Origin of the sequence: Nonomuraea sp. NPDC048901 (genome assembly GCF_040649695.1) — a bacterium.
In the GTDB taxonomy this organism is placed as follows: domain Bacteria; phylum Actinomycetota; class Actinomycetes; order Streptosporangiales; family Streptosporangiaceae; genus Nonomuraea.
In genome coordinates this window covers 40,442-54,580 of the sequence record NZ_JBEZFW010000011.1, presented here as the reverse complement: position 1 = coordinate 54,580, position 14,139 = coordinate 40,442, and the positions used below count along the sequence as shown (strand labels likewise).

Here is a 14,139-nt window from a genome sequence, read left to right as displayed (position 1 = left end):
GCAACTTAGGTTAGCCTAGCCTTACTTGATGAGGAAGTGGGTGTACGCGTCTCCCAGGCCCGCCACAGTTCGGCGTACCGGCCGCCGGCGGCGACCAGTTCGTGGTGCGGGCCCTCCTCGACGACCTTGCCGTGTTCGAGGACGACCACCCGGTCGGCCGACGCCGCCTGGGTGAGACGGTGGGCGACGATCAGGGTGGTACGTCCCCGGGTCGCCGCGGCGGCGGACGCCTCGATGTCGCGGGCGCCCAGGCTGCCCGCCTCCGCCGTGGCCTCGTCCAGGACGGCGATCGCGGGGGCCGCGAGTACCAGCCGCGCCAGAGCGAGTTGCTGGGCCTGGGCCGCCGTCAGCTCGTGCCCGCCCTCACCGACCACCGTGTCCAGGCCCTCCGGAAGGCTCCGCGCCCAGTCCAGCGCGCCTACGGTGTCCAGTGCCGCGGCGGCCTCGTCCGGCGAAACCCCCGGCCGGGCCAGGCGCAGGTCCTCGATCAGCGGCCCGGCGAAGACATGGGTCTCCTGGGTGACGATCGCCACCCGCTCCCGCAGTTCCGCCGGAGCCAGCTCCGCCAGCGGCACGCCGCCGACACGCGCCTCGCCGTGCCCGGCCCGCAGGATCCCGGCCGCGATGGCCGCGAGGGTGGACTTGCCCGCCCCCGTCGACCCCACCAGCGCCACCCGCGCACCCGCCGCGACCCGCACGCTCACGTCGTGGAGCACATCGACCTGGCCGTCATAGCTGAAGCGCACGCCGGACAACTCAAGCGAGCCGTCCGCGGGTAGGCGTGGCGCCCGATCCGAATGTTGGGGCGCCGGAGAGAGTTCGACCACGCCGACGAGCCGGGCCAGGCTCGCGCCCGCCGCCTGTACCTCGTCGAAGGTGAACAGCAGCATCGCGATCGGGTTGAACAGCCGATGGAAGAGGACCGCCGCGGCGGCACTCTCGCCGACCGTCACCGACCCCCCGCGCACCAGCAGGAACCCCGCCACCAGGATCGCGGCCAACCCGAAGAACTCCGCCCGGTTGACCCGACCGACGAAGCGCGTGAACAGCGTGAAGACCGAGACCGAGATGTCGCGGGCCCGCCCGGAGGCGATCCCGATGTCGTGCAGCCGCGCCTGCTCCAGACGGTAGGCGTGCACCGTGCGTACACCCTGCATGTTCTCGACCAGCAGCTGCGACGAGTCCGCCACCGCCTGCCGCTCCCGGGCGTACTGGGGCGCCGCACGCGGCAGGTACCACCGCAGCGCCACCGCGTACAACGGCACCGCCACCGCGCCGGCCAGCCCGAGCCGCCAGTCGATCCCGGCCATCGCGGCGACGCTCAGGACGCCCAGCAGGAACGCCGAGATCATCGTGGGAATCACGTCGGAGGCCGCCTTGCCGATCGCGGCCGCGTCGCTGCCCACCCGCGAGAGCAGATCGCCCTTCCCGGTCCGTTCGAGCGTCGTGGCCGGCAGAGTCAGCGCCCTGGCCACGGTCGCCTCCCGCAGCACCGCGAGAATCTGCCCGCACAACCGGCCGATCAGGTACGTCGCCAGGCCGGTGGCCAGCCCGCCGACCACGGCCGCGACGGTGATCACGATCGTGATGGGCACGATCGCGGAGGCTGGGGCGTGCTCCCGCACCCGGTCCACGAGAGCGCCCAGCGCGTACGCCGGCACCACGGAGGCGACCGCCCCCAGCAGGCCCACCAGCAGCGCGAAGGTGAGACTCGGCCACCTGGCGCGCAGTTCGCGCCACAGCCACGCCCAGGTGAGGCGCGCGCCGGCGACCGGGAGCAGCTCGCGATCTCGTCCGGCGTCCGTCCCGTCGCCGCCTGATCCAGTCACGTCAGCACCGGCCTCGTCTGCTCGGGTCATCTCAATACCGCCCGGTTGTAGTCGCTGTCGGTCGCGGCCAGCTCGGCGTGGCTCCCCTCGGCGACCACCCGGCCGCCGTCGATGACGACGACCCGGTCCGTCGCGGCCAGCATCGCGGGACTGCTCGTGACCACGACGGTGGTGAACGGCCCTGCCTCGCCGCGCGGGTGCCACGGAGCCTGTACGCCCTGTTCGGGGGCCTGCCCTGGGTCCTGCGCGTGCCGCAGCGCTCGTACGCCCTGGGCGATCGCGTGTTCGGTGACGGCGTCCACGGCCGTCGTCGGGTCGTGCAGCACGAGGATCGGCGGGCGGGCCAGCAGCGCCCGGGCGAGCGCGACCCGCTGCCGCTGCCCACCCGACAGACTGGCACCCCGCTCGGTGACCAGGTGCTCCAGACCGTCGGGATGGGCGGAGAGCACCTGCTCGGCAGCCGAGGCAGCCAGGACCTCAGCCAACAGAGCCGGACCGGCCGAGCCCGCCGCCAGTGCGCCGACGGTGAGGTTGTCGCGGATTGTGCCGGTGAACAGGTCCGTCTGATGGGGTTCCACCAGCATCGTCCGGCGGGCGTGCGCCAGCCGTATCCGGGCCAGTTCCCGACCGCCGACCAGGACCCGGCCGTCGTACTCGTCCGGCGCCACCCGCCCCGAGAGGACCTTGACCAGCGCCTCCCCGTCGGCGGAGCGGTGTGCCGCAACACCCACGAACTCGCCGGGACGCACGAGCAGGTCCACCCCGTCGAGGGTGCCGTATCTGAGAGCGCGCACCTCCAGACCGGGCGCTCCGTCGCCAGGCTCTCCGTCGGAGAGTGCCCCTTCCGTGAGTGCCCCGTTACCGAGCGCCCCGTCGACGGACGCCCCGTTGTCGAGTGGCTCGGTGCCGTCGGGTACCAGTGGGGCCGCGTTCAGGATGACGGCCACGCGCTCGGCCGACGCTCGCGCCTCCGCCACCCAGCTCGGGACGATGGCGAGCAGCCCGATCGGTTCCATCAGGAACTGGGCGAGCCCGATCACGGTGATCAGCTCCCCGGCGCTGATCCGCCCGGTCAGCGCGAACCACCCGGCCAGGATCGCGATGCCGCAGGCCAGCAGCGCGCCGCAGGTCGTCGAGGCGGCCACGTACACGCCCTGCGTGCGGGCCGCCCGCACGACGGCTCGCAGGGAACGCCCGCTGACCTCCCGATAGCGCTGGGCGGCCGCGGCCTCGGCGCCGAGGCCGCGCAGCGGACGCAGTCCGCTGACCAGGTCGGTCGCCAGTGATGTGGCCTCCGCCGCGCGTTCCTGCTGCTCGGTCACCCGCTTGGTGATCAGCGGCGTGCCCGCCTGCAGCGCGAGGAGCACCACGGGCGTCCCGACGAGGACGGCCAGCCCGAGCCGCCAGTCGATCACGAGCAGCGCGACGGCGCTCACCACCGTCGCCGTCACCGCGCCGGCGACGCGTGGCACGTAGTCCAGCAGGTACGAGGTGTTGTCGGTGTCGGTGGTCGAGACGGTGAGCAGGTCGCCGGCGCGCCGGTCGGTACGGATGCCACGCGGATGCATGATCTTCTCCGCCACCTCGACCCGGAGGGTGTGGGCCTCCACCGCGATGGCGAGCATGAGCTGCCGGGCGCCGAACCGGTACACCGTCGTCAGCACGACGAACAGCACCGCCAGGGCCGCCACCCAGAGCACGAGGGCGCCACCGTCGCCGGGGCCGATGGCCCGGTCGACGATGACCCCGATGAAAATCGGTACGAGTGACTCGCACACCTGGTGGAGGCTGATGAGAGCGGTTCCCAGGCCCAGCCGCCGCCGGTTGCGGGTCACCGTACGCAGGAGAACGCGCCACCCCGTCCGGGGCCGCGCCGTGGCTGACGCGTTCAGCTGTCGTTCACCTGGGCCGACGCGCGGGCCATGCTCTCACGCAGGCTCTTGGGACGCAGGTCCGTCCAGTTCGCGTCGACGTAGTCGAGGCACGCCTGCCGCTTGCTCTGGCCGCCTTCGCCGAAGACGATTCGCCAGCCGCCGGGCACCTCCTTGAAGGTGGGCCACAGGGAGTGCTGTTCCTCGTCGTTCACCAGCACGTAGAAGGTGCCGTTCTCGTCGTCGAAGGGGTTGTCGGACACTGTGCCTCCTCGGCATCGGGGTGGATGGATGGGAGCGCGGGATGACCAGCGGCGTGTGCGTCTACGGGTCGCCCCGCGCCACGGCGACGATGGCTCTCCTCATCGGCTGCGCGCCTGCCTGGCCAGCAGCCAGGCGAAGTAGACGCCGCCCAGCGACACCGTGACGATGCCGACCGGCAGCTGGGTGGGGGCGAAGGCCCGCTGGGCGAGCCAGTCGCTCGTGGCCAGCAGCAGCGCGCCCGTGACCGCGGACGGCATCAGCGCGATGCCGGCCGTACGCGTCAACAGGCGGGCCAGCTGCGGGACGGCGAGCGCGACGAACGAGATCGGCCCGGCGGCGGCCGTCGCCACCGCCGTCAGCGCGACCCCGATGACGAGGTACGCCAGGCGCGACCGCTCCGTCCGTACGCCGAGTGCCGCGGCGGCGTCGTCCCCCATGGCCAGCAGGGACAGGCGCGGCCCGAGGGCCACCAGGAGCGCGGTCGGCAGCGCGACCGAGACGGCCACGGGCAGGACCTGGTCCCAGGTCAGGGTGTTCAGGCTGCCCTGTCCCCAGATCGCGGCAGCGACGGCGGTCTGGAGGTTCACCTTGATGACGAACCACTGGTTGGCCGCGCCGAGGATCGCGCTGACCGCGATCCCCACGATGATCAGCCGGAACCCTTGGACGCCCTTCCGGTAGGCCAGCAGGTAGACCACGGCGGCGGCGAGCAGGCCACCGACGAGCGCGCCCGCGGCCGTCTGGTAGTAGTCGCGGCCGACGAACATCATCGTGACCAGCACTCCGGTGTAGGCGCCGGTGTTGAAGCCGATCACGTCGGGGCTGCCCAGGGGATTGCGCATCAACGACTGGAACACGGCACCGCTCAGCCCCAGGGCCATCCCGATGAGCAGGGACAGCAGTACTCGTGGCAGCCGCCATTCCATGATCACCAGCCGGGCGGGACCTGGCTCGCCGCCGAGCAGGACGCGGACCACCTCCCCGACGGGCACCTCGAACTCGCCGGTGCCGAGGGCTAACACGCCCACCGCGAGGGCCGCCAGACCCAGCACGCCGCAGATGACCGCCGTCCGCACCCCGAACCGCAGCGACACCGACGCCCCACGCACGACCACGACCCGCCGGCCGACCGCTGGGCCGGTCACTGGCCGCTCACCGTTCTGCGGCGGATCAGCCAGATCAGCACCGGCGCGCCCACGAACGCCGTCACGATCCCCACCTGCAGCTCCGCCGGCCGGATGACCACCCGGCCGACGACGTCGGCGGCGAGCATGAGAACCGGCGCGCACACCATCGTGTACGCGAAGATCCACCGCTGGTCCGGGCCGACGATCCAGCGGACGGCGTGCGGCACCATCAGGCCCACGAACCCGATCGGGCCCACGGCCGCGGTGGCCGCGCCGGCCAGCAGGGTCACCGCGACCATGGACAGCGCCCGCGCCCGCGCGATGTTCGTGCCCAGGGACCGGGCGAGATCGTCCCCGAGCGCGATGGCGTTGAGGGAACGCGCGACGGCCAGTGCCAGGACCAGCCCCGCCGCGACGAACGGCGCCACGGCCCCCGCGATCGACAGCGGCCTGCCCGCCAGCGTGCCTACGTCCCAGAACCGCAGGTAGTCGAACGCCCGCGGCTTCAGCAGCCGGATCCCGCCCGAGACGCCCTCCATGACCGCGCCCAGCGCCACACCGGCGAGCGTCAGCTGGATCGGCGTCGCGCCCCTGCTGCCCGCCGAGCCCAGCGCGTACACCAGGACCATCGCGACGGCGCTGCCGAGGAAGGCGAACCACACGTACGACCAGATCCCGGTGAGCCCCAGCACCCCGATCGCGAAGACCACGAACAGGCCCGCGCCCGCGTTGACGCCGAGGATCTGGGTGTCGGCCAGCGGGTTGCGGGTCACGGCCTGGAGGAGCGCGCCCGCGATGCCCAGCGCCGCGCCGACGAGCAGGCCCAGCGCGGTTCGGGGGACGCGCAGCTCGCGTACGAGCACCTGGTCGTCGGTGTTGGTGAAGTGGGCGAAGGCGTTCCAGACCGTGTCCGGGGCGATGTTCTTGGTGCCGATGACGATGCTCAGGACGCAGGCGACGGCCAGCAGCACCACGCACATCGCCAGCCAGGCGCCGCGGCCCGCGTTCGTCGCGGCGACGCCGCCGGTCGGCTGCCGCTCCGTCTGCTTTGGCGAAGCCGGCGAGTGTGGGCGCAGGGATACCACTAGCTCGTGGCTCGCGCGCGGTTGGCGAGCAGCGAGTCGCGGATCTCCCCGGCGCGTACGGCCGTGGTGGACAGCAGAGTTGAGGTGATGCCGTGCGTGTGCTCGCTGGCCCCCTGTACGTAGATGCCGGCCGACACGTGCCAGGGCACCTCGACGCGGTAGTCGCGGCCGATCCGAACCTCGTCCTCCTCGTCGCGCAGGCAGAGCTTGGCCGTCTCACCGAGCACGGCGCCGATGTCCTGGGGGCGATAGCCGGTGGCGTGCACGAGGATGTCCGTGGCCAGCACCTCCCGCTCGCCGGTGGGCAGGAACTCCACCGTGACGTCCAGGCGGTCGCCGTTGACGCTGACGTCCCTGATGCGGGAGACCTTGAGGATGCGCAGGCGTTCGTTGCCCTGGACCTTCTCGCGGTACATGGTCGCGTACAGGGACTCGATGAGGTCCATGTCGACCACCGAGTAGTTGGTGCCCCGGTGATAGTCGTGGAGCGCCTGCTTGACCGAGGGCGGAGCCTGGAAGAAGGTGTCGACGGCTTCGGGGTCGAAGATCCGGTTCGCGAAGGGGCTGTCGTCGGCCGGGGTGTAGCCGTACTTCGCGAACACCGCGCACACCTCGGCGCCGGTGAAGGTCCGGTGGAGATAGTCGGCCGTCTCCGCCGCGCTCTGCCCGGCTCCGAGCACCATAATCCGGCGCACCTGGACGCCGGCCTCGGTGAGGGCGGCCACGCGCGGGATCAGCTCGCTGTTGTGCCACACGCGGTCGGACAGGGCGGCGTCCGGCGGCAGGTGGGGTTCCAGGCCGGTGGCGACGCAGATGTTGCGGGTCCGGCGGACGATGACGCGGTCCGGGTCGCCGGGGTCGCGGCTGGTCACGTCGAACAGGGGGACCTCGCCGTCCTCCGTGACGACCGGCTCGATGGACAGGACCTCGGCGGAGTACTCGACCATCTCCCGCATCCGGTCCGCGGCCCACTCGAAGTAGCCGTGGAAGTCGATCCGTAACGGGAACAGCGTCTTGTGGTTGAGGAAGTCCACCAGCCTGCCGCGCTCCTTCAGGTAGCACAGGAAGCTGAAGTCGCTCGCCGGGTCCCGCATGGTGACCAGGTCCTTCAGGAACGACACCTGCATGGTGGCGTCGTCGAGCAGCATGCCCCGATGCCAGCCGAAGGCGGCCTGCTTCTCCAGGAACCCGGCGCGCAGCCGGTCCGCTTCCGGGACCCGCGCGTTGTGCTCGTCGACGGCTATGGCCAGCGCCAGGTTGGATGGCCCGAATCCGACTCCCAGGATGTCGTAGATCGTGTCCGGACCACTCGGCAGGGTCTCCACCGCGGCATCGCCTCCCTTATCGGGGCAATAGTAGATAAGGTAAGGCTAACCTTTCAAGAATCATGGCAGAGAGGATCGATCATGCGAGTGGTCATGTTCGGGTACCAGACGTGGGGCCATCGGACCTTACGCGCCCTGCTCGACTCCGGCCACGACGTGGTCCTCGCCGTCACCCATCCCAAGAGCGAGCACGCCTACGAGAAGATCTGGGACGACTCGGTCGCGGAGCTCGCGGAGCGGCATGACGTGCCGGTGCTGCTGCGCAACCGGCCCGACGACGCCGGCCTCCTCCAGGCGCTCCGGGACGCCGCGCCGGACATCATCGTCGCCAACAACTGGCGGACCTGGCTGCCGCCGGAGATCTTCGACCTGCCGCCGCACGGCACGCTCAACATCCATGATTCGCTGCTTCCGGCGTACGCGGGCTTTTCCCCGCTGATCTGGGCCCTGATCAACGGCGAGCGGGAGGTCGGCGTCACCGCGCACCGCATGAACGCCGAACTGGACGCGGGCGACATCCTGCTGCAACGGGCCGTACCCGTGAAGGACGACGACACCACGACCGACCTCTTCCACCGGACGGTGGACCTGATCGAGCCGCTCGTGCGGGAGTCGCTGGACCTGATCGCCTCCGGCCGGGCGCGCTGGGTCCCCCAGGACCGTACCCAGGCCAGCTTCTTCCACAAGCGGTCGGTCGAGGACGGCCGGATCGACTGGTCCTGGCCGGCGGAGGACCTGGAGCGGCTGGTCCGTGCCCAGTCCGATCCGTACCCGAACGCGTTCACCCACCATCGCGGGGAGCGGATCCAGATCGTCTCGGCCGCGGTGTCGCAGGCCCGCTACGGAGGCACCCCCGGACGGATCTTCATCCGGGAGGGGGACGGCGTGGTCATCGTCGCCGGCGCGGACGCGCGGACGGGGCAGCGGCGCGGGCTGGTGGTCAAACGGCTGCGGACACCGGACGGCGCCGAGCACGCGGCCACCGACTACTTCCGCACCATGGGCGGCTACCTCGGATAAAGCAACAGGCGCGGCCACCTCGGACAGCGCCACGACATGCCTGGCTGCCGGAGGGTGTCCGGTTTTCGCGGGGGCGGCTCCTAGAATGGGGTGATCATCTGACTGGCGGTCGCCAGGTTCTTCCCGGCTGATGGTGTCCGGATCGCACTACACCCACCGCCAGTTAGAGGAGCCCTATGCGTACCGTCATGCGCGGGGGTGTCTACCGCGCCCTCACCGTGGTCGCGGCACTCACCCTCGCCCCCGTCGCCGCCCACGCCGACGCCGCCCCCGGCCCTGCCGAGGGGAGGCTGATCGGCTTCGGGGCCCTCACGGCGGTCAAGGAGCACCTGCGGGCGTTGCAGGCCGTCGCCAACATCTACCACGGCACCCGCGCGGCGGGCACCCGCGGCCACGACGCGTCGCGTGACTACGTGGCCGCCAAGCTCAGGGCCGCCGGTTACCAGGTGACCGTTCAGCCGTTCGACTTCCCCTTCTACCAGGAGAGATCCACCGCGCTGATGGAGCGGGTCGCCCCGGCGCACAAGGTCTACACTCCGACGCCGCCCGACGGCTCCGGCCTCGGCGACTTCGCCACGATGAGCTACTCCGGGCGCGGCGACGTCATCGCGGCCCTGCAGAACGTCGACCTGGTCCTGCCGCCCGGCCCGACGCCGAGCACCTCCACCTCCGGCTGCGAGGCCGCCGACTTTGCCGGGTTCACGCCGGGCAAGATCGCGCTGTTGCAGCGCGGCACCTGCACCTTCCTGGTCAAGGCGCGGAACGCCCAGGCGGCGGGCGCCGTGGCCGCGATCATCTTCAACGAGGGCCAGCCGGGCCGTACCGCGACTCCGCAGGGCAACCTCGGCGAACCGGTCTCCATCCCGGTCGTCGGCGCCTCCTTCGCGGTCGGCCAGGAGCTCGCCACGGGGGCGACGGTCCACCTCAAGACCGACACGATCAGCGAGGTACGCACCACCTCCAACGTGATCGCCGACTCCCCGTGGGGCGACCCGAACAAGGTGGTCATGTCCGGGGCGCATCTGGACTCCGTCCTGGAGGGGCCGGGCATCAACGACAACGGCTCGGGCAGCGCCGCGCTCCTGGCCGTCGCCGAAGCGCTCGGCAAGATCCCCACCCGGAACAGGCTCCGCTTCGCCTGGTGGAGCGCGGAGGAGCTGGGCCTGCTGGGCTCGAAGTTCTACGTGGAGCACCTGACGCCCGCCCGGCGGAGCCGGATCAAGCTCTACCTCAACTACGACATGATCGCCTCGCCGAACTACGCCCTCAAGATCTACGACGGTGACGACTCCGACGCCACGGGCGAGCCCGCCGGTCCGCCCGGCTCAGCCGAGATCGAGAAGCTGTTCGAGAGCTACTACGACCTGCTGCACCAGGGCCACAACGGGACCGACTTCGACGGCCGCTCCGACTACGGGCCGTTCATCGCGGCCGGCATCGCCTCCGGCGGCCTGTTCACCGGAGGTGAGGGCATCAAGACGGCCCAGGAGGCGGCCCTGTTCGGTGGTACGGCCGGCCAGCCGTACGACGCGTGCTACCACAAGGCCTGCGACACCACGACGAACATCAACGACCGGGCTCTGGCGCTGAACACCGGCGCCATCGCCGCCGCCGCCCTGGTCTACGCCTTCAAGCCCGTCCTGCCCGGCCCGGCCGCCGCCGCGGAACCCGCCGCGGAAACCGCGGCGATCACCGCGATCGCCGACACCGGCGCCGAGCTTCGCGGAAGAATAAAGCGATAAATCCGCCCCTGCGGCCATCGAACCGCCGCAGGTACGCGGACGTACCCGTCCATAGGGGGACGCTTACCCAACGGAGGGACGCTCCCTGACAAAGGAGGACGCTGGTGCTGTCATCCGGGCGTCGGGCGCTGTTATACGCCGGTGTAGCCGTCGCGGTCGGCGTCCTGGCGCTGGTGGGCGCGTTATGGGTCGGCGGAGGCGGAACGCCGCCGCCGATCAAGGGACTGCCGACACCCGATCCGCTGACCGTCTGGGGAGTGCCGCTGGCGCGGCTGGCGCTGGAGGTGTGCTCCGTCGGCACGGTGGGGACCCTGGTCGCCGGGGTTGTCCTGGTCCGGCGCGACGCGCCGGAGGCGAGCGCCTGCGTACGCGCGGCGGGCGGCTGGGCGCTGGGCTGGGCGGTCTGCGCGCTGCTGACCTACCTGCTGACGCTCGCGAACATTCTCAGCCTCCCGGCGAGCCAGGTGTTCGGCGACTTCACCCTGCTGAACTTCGGCACCGCCCTCCCCCAGACGCAGGCCATGCTCGTGGTGACGTGCACGGCCACGGTCGTGGTGCTCGGCTCCTCACGGGTACGGGACGGCCGGCGGCCCCGGTGGGCGGTCGCCCTGCTCGTGGCCGCCGCGTTCGGCCTGCTGCCGCCCGCCTACGTCGGTCACGCCGCCTCGGCCGGAGACCACGACGTCGCGGTCTCCGCGCTGATGACACACCTGCTCGCGGCGGCCGTGTGGGTCGGCGGCCTGGTGGCCGTGCTGATCCACTTTCGCCGTTCGGACCGGCTGGCCGGCGTCGTCGCCAGATTCAGCACGCTGGCCCTGTGCTGTTTCGTCGCGGTGACCGTGTCCGGTGTGGCCGGCGCCTGGGTCCGGCTGGACTCGGTACCACAGTTGTGGACGACGAGGTACGGCACGCTCGTCCTGGCCAAGGTGACGGCGCTGGTGGCCTTGGGCGTCATCGGGTGGATGCACCGCCGCCGTACCGTCGCCGGGATCGCCGAACGCTCCAAGCGCGGCACCTTCGTCCGGCTGGCCACCGGCGAGATCGTGGTGATGGCGGCGGCCATGGGCCTGGCCGTCGGCCTGTCGCGCTCCGCGCCGCCGACCACCGGCAGCCATGACGACCTCCTGGGCTACAACCTGGCGCCCTATTCGATCGGCCACCTGATCACCGAGTTCCGGCCGAACCCGCTGGTCCTGCTCGCCCTGGCGCTTCCGGTCATCGGCTATCTGGCCGGGCTGCGCAGGCTCGCCCGCGCCGGCGTGCCGTGGCCGGTGGGCCGGACGATCTCCTGGTTCGCCGGGGTGGCGGTGCTGGCATTGGTGCTCGCCGGCGGCGTGAGCGCCTACGCGCGGGCGATGCCGTCGGCGCACGCGCTGCAGTACACGGTGCTCAACGTCGTCGGCCCGCTGCTGCTGGCCTTCGGGGCGCCGCTGACGCTGACCGCGCGGGCCATCACATCCCGCTCACAGTACGGCGACGTCACCTCCGCCATCCTGAACAGCCCCCTGACCAGGCAACTCACTCATCCGATGACCCTCCTGGCCAGCTACGTCCTGCCGGTCCTCGTCCTCTACGGCACCGAGTGGCTGGCCTGGTCGGTCACCAACCAGGCGGTCCACCTGCTCACCCAGGGCCTGTTCTTCAGTACCGGGCTGCTGTGCTGCTGGGTGCTGGCCGGGGTCGACCCGCTGCCCCAGACGATCGCGCGGCGCGATCGCACGCGGCTGCTCGCGGCCGTCGTCGCGACGCAGGTGGTGGTCGGCCTGCTCCTCCTGTACGGGCCGGTGCTGGCCCAGGACTGGTTCGCGCAGGTGACCCCGCGCGGCGCGCCGGGCGTGGCGGCCGGGCAATGGCTGGCCGGCCTGATCTACCTGGCGCTCCCCGTGGCCGCCCTCGCCCTCCTGGCCGTACGGCTGACCCGCTCGCGGAAGGCCGCGGGGAGGACAGGCTCAGTCCCACGGCTGCCGGTACGACGGCTGGTAAGCGTGCAGCCGCAGCCGCAGGGTCAGCGTGACGGTGGTGCCGGCCGGTAGCTCCACCGTGAGGTGCGGGCCGCCGACCGTGAGCTCGGTGGCCGACGGTACCGGCTGGTGGTGGATGTACTCGGCGTCGCGGCCGGTCCAGCCGGGCTCGGCCCCGGTCGCGACGGCGGTGGCGATCTCGTGCTCGCCGAACGCCCCCGCCTGCACGATGAGCACCCGGTCCTCGGTGGCCGAGAGGTTGACCAGCGTGACCACGGTGGCCTCCGGCTCGATCGCGCTGACCAGCGCGGCGACCTGCTCGGGCACGCCGGGGCGGCGGCGTTCGGCGTCGAAGTAGCGGACCCTGGCCTGCTGCAGGCCGCCGTTGTAGATGACCTGCGGGCCGCCCCACATCGTCTGGGCCAGCGCCTCGGTCACCACCGGGTTGACGTTCTGCCACAGGTGGATCGCCTCCTCCGGCAGGTCCCGGTCGGCGTTGGCGAGCAGCAGCGCTATGCGGCGCCGGGCCTGGGCGTGCGCGGCGGCGAGGATTTGCTGGGGGTAGTCCGGGTTGTCGCCGCACAGGTAGGCGTACCACGGCTCCTCGTGCCCGGCCTCCTCCTTGTCGCGGAACGGCCGTACGGTCGCCCAGTCATAACCGGCCGCGGCGCGCAGCGCGTCCAGGCGGGCCCGGTCCTCGGCCGCGCCGGTGTGGTGCCAGAGCGCGAACGGGACCGAGGTCTGGATCGGGTTGTAGTCGAACCAGCCTTTGTCGCTGTGCCGGTAGGGCACGAGCAGGGTGGCGGTGTCCACGTCCGAGCCGAGATGAGCGCGCCAGCGGCCCTGGTTGGCCGAGTCGCTCTGGCTGAAGGGCAGCTGGACGCCCAGGCCGATGATCGCGTCCAGGAGCGACCGGAGCAGGTCGAGGTAGCCGTCGTCCCGCGTGGCCAGCGCGGCGCTGAGCGCGCCGACGGCCGTCGCCTGGCCGACGCTGTACATGCCGTGCGGCCAGGTCCAGCCGTAGTGACCGCCGTACCAGCGCCCGTCCAATTGGCTGCCGACCACACCGTCCAGGCCGACGTTGTCCGGGACGATCCCGCCGTTGTCCTTGGCCCGGCGCTGCCAGGCGCCGACGTACTCGCGCAGCCAGCCGGTGTATCGCTCGTCGCCGGAGACCAGGAAGGCGTTGCAGACCAGGCCGGCCACGCTCAGGTTGCCGACCGCGTCGCCCCGGCCCATACGCTCGCGCATCTCCGCGCCCAGCCGCGGGTCGTCGGCGAGCGGCGGCACCGGCGCGTCGGCCGGGACCAGCCAGTCCAGCGGGTAGCCGTACTGCGCGGCCTCGGCCTCGGTCCAGGGATAGGCGGGCGTGTCGGACACCCCGTCGCGGGCTCCCCCGCTGCCGTTGTGGGGAGCCTTGATGATGTGGTGGTCCGGGTCGTAATTGGCCGGACCGAGATAGAGGTCGGCGAACCGGGTCGCCCGCTCCGCCCAGGCCGCCGGGTCGGCGGCGGTGAGGAAGTAGGTGAAGAGCAGGCTCTCGCCCTGGTGGAACCAGTCGTAGCCGATCTCGAACTCCTCGGCGAACATGCCGAGCTCGGTCATCTGGGCCACCACACCCTCCCAGTGGTGGGCGCACGCCGGGAGCAGGTCGTCCGCGCCACCCAGCAGGTAGAGCTGGGGCCAGTTGAAGAACGGTTCGAAGAAGTCGTCCGCGCCGTCGCGGCTGGACAACCGGCCGGAGTAACGCAGCGAGCCGTCAGGGCGGGTGTACCGGGAGGAGAACAGCCGCCACCCGCTGTCCAGCAGGTCGAACAGCGCGCGCTGGGACAGCGCCCAGGCCGGGGGCTCGATGACGGGGACGCTCGCCGTGACAACGGGCGGGCGCCGGGCGGAGCTGTCGGTCATAGGGTGT

Annotated in this window: 10 protein-coding genes; 3 read left to right on the top strand and 7 right to left on the bottom strand. The window is 71.7% G+C overall.

What is annotated here, in order from left to right; translation table 11 throughout:
- Positions 1-5 precede the first annotated feature (5 nt).
- The 6 genes from AB0C30_RS34100 to AB0C30_RS34075 all read right to left on the bottom strand — a co-directional run bounded on the left by AB0C30_RS34100 (position 6) and on the right by AB0C30_RS34075 (position 7,501).
- On the bottom strand, positions 6-1,829 hold the full coding sequence (locus tag AB0C30_RS34100; RefSeq protein WP_357952242.1) for an ABC transporter ATP-binding protein: 1,824 nt from the start codon (positions 1,827-1,829) through the stop codon (positions 6-8).
- Between the two features lie 26 nt (positions 1,830-1,855).
- Positions 1,856-3,664, bottom strand: coding sequence for an ABC transporter ATP-binding protein (locus AB0C30_RS34095; protein ID WP_357952241.1), 1,809 nt, complete (start codon positions 3,662-3,664; stop codon positions 1,856-1,858).
- Positions 3,665-3,717: 53 nt separating this feature from the next.
- Positions 3,718-3,963 carry an MbtH family protein gene (locus AB0C30_RS34090; protein ID WP_357952240.1) on the bottom strand — a complete coding sequence of 82 codons (246 nt, stop codon included), beginning with the start codon at positions 3,961-3,963 and terminating at the stop codon, positions 3,718-3,720.
- A gap of 99 nt (positions 3,964-4,062) precedes the next feature.
- Entirely contained in the window at positions 4,063-5,109 is a 1,047-nt protein-coding gene (locus AB0C30_RS34085; RefSeq protein WP_357952239.1) for an iron chelate uptake ABC transporter family permease subunit, read from the bottom strand.
- Entirely contained in the window at positions 5,106-6,176 is a 1,071-nt protein-coding gene (locus AB0C30_RS34080) for an iron chelate uptake ABC transporter family permease subunit (RefSeq protein ID WP_357952238.1), read from the bottom strand. Before AB0C30_RS34080 ends, AB0C30_RS34085 begins: the two co-directional genes overlap by 4 nt.
- Positions 6,176-7,501, bottom strand: a complete 1,326-nt coding sequence (locus AB0C30_RS34075) for a SidA/IucD/PvdA family monooxygenase (RefSeq protein ID WP_357952237.1) — start codon at positions 7,499-7,501, stop codon at positions 6,176-6,178. The genes AB0C30_RS34080 and AB0C30_RS34075 overlap by 1 nt, the downstream gene beginning before the upstream one ends.
- An 81-nt stretch (positions 7,502-7,582) precedes the next feature.
- Between AB0C30_RS34075 and AB0C30_RS34070 the strand changes: the two genes are divergently transcribed.
- The 3 genes from AB0C30_RS34070 to AB0C30_RS34060 all read left to right on the top strand — a co-directional run bounded on the left by AB0C30_RS34070 (position 7,583) and on the right by AB0C30_RS34060 (position 12,296).
- Positions 7,583-8,521 (top strand): methionyl-tRNA formyltransferase, encoded by a 939-nt coding sequence (locus AB0C30_RS34070; protein ID WP_357952236.1) that lies wholly within the window; start codon positions 7,583-7,585, stop codon positions 8,519-8,521.
- A gap of 176 nt (positions 8,522-8,697) precedes the next feature.
- Positions 8,698-10,263 (top strand): M28 family peptidase, encoded by a 1,566-nt coding sequence (locus AB0C30_RS34065; protein ID WP_357952235.1) that lies wholly within the window; start codon positions 8,698-8,700, stop codon positions 10,261-10,263.
- A gap of 104 nt (positions 10,264-10,367) precedes the next feature.
- Positions 10,368-12,296, top strand: a complete 1,929-nt coding sequence (locus tag AB0C30_RS34060; RefSeq protein ID WP_357952234.1) for a cytochrome c oxidase assembly protein — start codon at positions 10,368-10,370, stop codon at positions 12,294-12,296.
- Here AB0C30_RS34060 and AB0C30_RS34055 read toward each other — a convergent pair.
- Positions 12,213-14,132, bottom strand: coding sequence for a hypothetical protein (locus AB0C30_RS34055; RefSeq protein WP_357952233.1), 1,920 nt, complete (start codon positions 14,130-14,132; stop codon positions 12,213-12,215). The genes AB0C30_RS34060 and AB0C30_RS34055 overlap by 84 nt on opposite strands.
- Between the last annotated feature and the right edge of the window lie 7 nt (positions 14,133-14,139).